This is a genomic window from Mojavia sp. (genome assembly GCF_059505145.1).
This window is the reverse complement of the sequence record NZ_JCACKA010000043.1, coordinates 1-3206: the sequence shown is the minus strand read 5'-3', so window position 1 is coordinate 3206 and position 3206 is coordinate 1. Positions and strand designations below refer to the sequence as shown.

3 protein-coding genes and 1 pseudogene are annotated in these 3206 nt (G+C 38.3%); 3 read left to right on the top strand and 1 reads right to left on the bottom strand.

The window, feature by feature from the left end; translation table 11 throughout:
- Together AC5JL8_RS07180 and AC5JL8_RS07175 are read left to right on the top strand one after the other, a co-directional pair.
- The coding region (locus AC5JL8_RS07180; protein WP_495879094.1) for a LuxR C-terminal-related transcriptional regulator at positions 1-511 on the top strand (511 nt) is incomplete at its 5' end.
- Between the two features lie 36 nt (positions 512-547).
- Positions 548-1180: a hypothetical protein gene (locus AC5JL8_RS07175; protein WP_495879093.1), complete on the top strand. Its 633-nt coding sequence runs from the start codon at positions 548-550 to the stop codon at positions 1178-1180.
- Here AC5JL8_RS07175 and AC5JL8_RS07170 read toward each other — a convergent pair.
- Positions 1177-1707, bottom strand: a complete 531-nt coding sequence (locus AC5JL8_RS07170; protein WP_495879092.1) for a hypothetical protein — start codon at positions 1705-1707, stop codon at positions 1177-1179. The genes AC5JL8_RS07175 and AC5JL8_RS07170 overlap by 4 nt on opposite strands.
- 37 nt (positions 1708-1744) lie before the next feature.
- Between AC5JL8_RS07170 and AC5JL8_RS07165 the strand changes: the two are divergent.
- Positions 1745-3206 (top strand): annotated as a pseudogene (locus tag AC5JL8_RS07165) (hypothetical protein); the annotation flags it as partial.

Sequence of the window (3206 nt, the reverse complement as noted above, 5' to 3'; positions counted from 1 at the left end):
GATTGATTTAATAGCTGAGATTAATCAAGAGTTTCCCCAAGTCAAAATAGTAGTTCTGAGCCAGCATTCAGATGAAGGACTACTAAAAATGGCTTTTAATGCAGGTGCTAGTTCCTACCTGTTGAGTGATACAAGAGCAGATATTTTGTTATATGCAGTTGAAATGTCTTATCAAGGACAGTGCTGGATTGATCCCAGGCTATCTCGCTCGATTTTAGACATCAAAGAGGAGGGACACTCTTTGAGGAAAGGAAAAAAGTTTGGCGAATCTTTAACGTCAATAGAAATGAAAGTTCTTAAACTGATGGCTTTTGGATTTTCTAATGACCAAATAGCTGATAACCTGCACGTTTCTTCTGGTTCAATCCGAGGATATACAAATTCACTCAACCTAAAACTAGGAGCGCAAAATCGCGCCCATGCAGTTTTTCGTGCTATTTGTCTAGGTTACATAAATTACAAATCTCTGTTTATCGAGATTTCTAACAGCGAAAACTTAGAAGCTGTTTAGCTTATTTGATTCCGCAACTTCTACTTCACAAAGATAATGCAATCTGCTAATTTTACTCGTAAGAGTCTCATTCTTAGTTTGGCTTTAGCTGTTGCTTCCTGCAATTCGACCGTTGGGGCTGACTCAACTGGACAAACCAACTCTGTACTTGTGGCAAATGATCATACTCAAAAAGTTAAAGCTTTAGCTCAACAATATCCCGCATTATATCGAGTATCGTGGAATGTCTGCGGTGTCCAGAAAAGAGTGAGTATAGGTCGTTGGGTTAACAATGGATGTGTTGATTCTGCCACCCAAACAATGTTAGTTTGGGCGGCTACTGGCGGACAGAAGTTAATTCCTACACACCAGTACACTGGCGGAATTCAGTCTCATCTTTTTATCGAATCTCGTGGATGTTTTGGAGTAGGGCAACCCAGTCAATCTCCACAGTTTTTTAAAGCAAAATCATTTATTGTTGGATTGTTCAATGATAAAGATAAGCTTCCTAAACCAAAAGCAGAAGTAAAAGTGACAGAGCTTTCCCAACAAGAAAAGGAAAATGCAATTTCTGAATTCATCTCTAGCCCCCCCGACACTGTGATTGCTGGAATTTCTGATAATTACGATTGCCAATCCGAACAACAATGGACACAGGTATACAACAGAGCTATTCCTGCCTCCTATTAAAAAGATGTGTCCTTATCGAAAAGTAAGCTGCTTGGTTCTTCGCAGTTACGTAAATCTATATCCATTTGTCGACGGCGTTGTATGTATGTGCCGTTGGCAGGCTTGAGGCTTCGCATCAGCCACGCTCCGTAGTTAATTCCTTGTTCGGCGTGGGAGGCTGACATTTTGTTGTAATTATCAACTTCCAATTTCTTACGTCGTTCCATCTCTTCTAACCATCCCGGACTAGTCCCTTGTTTAAGTTCAAATTCAACATATTCGGGCCTAACAGAGCCGTCAGGGTTAAATTGTTCTTTCTCTGTAAGAGTAAAGAAATCATAGGCAGTGTAGACAGGCCACGGTTCTGGGTCAATTTCATCCAATTGCTTCCACTCGTCATATTCTGCTTTTAACCTACAAGCATAACTATCAATTGCTCCATTATCCGTCCCCTCAGATAACATTTGTTCTCTAGCTTCAGGTTTTAAAGTTCCATCTGGATAAAATTCTTTACTGTGCATATTTATCCAACGTTTTAATCTTGACATAATAAACTCCTTGAAAAATGAATGTTTAAATCAAACTATGTCATTAAAATTTAAGCATTTTGATACTAGGCTAAATCAATGGATTCATCCTAATGGAAATAATAATAATCCTCTATCAATTTTAACTGAAAACTTAGAGAATACTCTACTAGAATTTTACTTCCCAAACCAGCAATTTTCTTTTGGGCATATAGATGAACATAGTAAATCAGAGGAATTAAGAAATCATCCAGATGAGCATACTCTTTTATTATCGTCCAAGACGAGATTGCTTTATGGTTGTCCAGAATGTTTAGAAATAATTGATAAATTATGCCCTGACAGAAAAGATAGGGGAGCCTACGGTTCAATTTTTTTAGGTGCTTGTAAAAACGTAATTAATGAAGAATTGAATATCTTGATTGTAGATGATACTACCGGAGAGAATGGAAATATATTATCAAAGAATTTAGCTGAAAAATTAGTGGGTGACTGTTATGGACAGATATCGACTCAACTTTATGACAAATTAACTAAAAGAGAAACACAGAAAGATAAAAGTTACCACGTTATTCAACATCGCTTTGGCTGGGCAGAGAATAATGGGCAAGATACTAAATATCGGTTCGGGAAAGGGACATTAAGACCTTACAACTTAGACAAAATAAGATATGCTAACCCAAATAACGAACCAAAAATCGATATAATTCTTCCTCTATCAAGCTTCAAAGGAACAGACAAGGATCGTCCTGGCGGGCCATCGAAGCCACAGATTCAGCCAGGGTTGTATAAACAAAAAATCTGGTTAGGAGAAAAGTCTCAATCAGAGCGAGGTAAGACAGCCATATCTCAACTGCTGGCCTCGTTTCCTCAAGGTATTAAAGATTTCGCTGAAGAACTAGAAGCTCAAGCACAAAAATTAGCCCAATCGCAGAGCGATCCCAAAAAAGTGGCTCAACTTTATTGTGAGAAGTATGAGAAACGTAAAGCTTTTACTGAGTCACAAAACTCATCTTCAAAAAAAGAAATTACCGAACAAGTTGCTGATGGTTCACTTATTAAACAGCTAGAACTGCTTACTTGGGGGGAAGCTGAAGAATTTGAAATGAATGATGGATATAGTGAGCAATCCCAAAAAGACGATTTATTAATGTATAAACTCATAAAAGCTGACCTAGTTGGTGGACATAATCAGCTTTTGGAGACTGAAAAAGTCAGAAAAGAACTTAGTAAATTCGTCCAAGGCGAGTGGCGAGATATTGCGCTTGGGCGGACACTGACTTTTGACAGAGGAATGATTATTCCATCGAAGGAACTAAAGAATGGTGAAATTTGTGTGCCTTGGTTGGATGAAGGGGAAAAAGTTCTTAACTTTCGCTCACCCTTCCTCAATTCTAACGGTTTGTGTGTTTCAACTAATAAGCTGATTGATGACCGTTTAGGGCCAGATGGTGAACCGCTAGAGGGGATTATTGTAGTCAACGATGAAGATAATAAACGCATATTAGCCAGACTTCAAC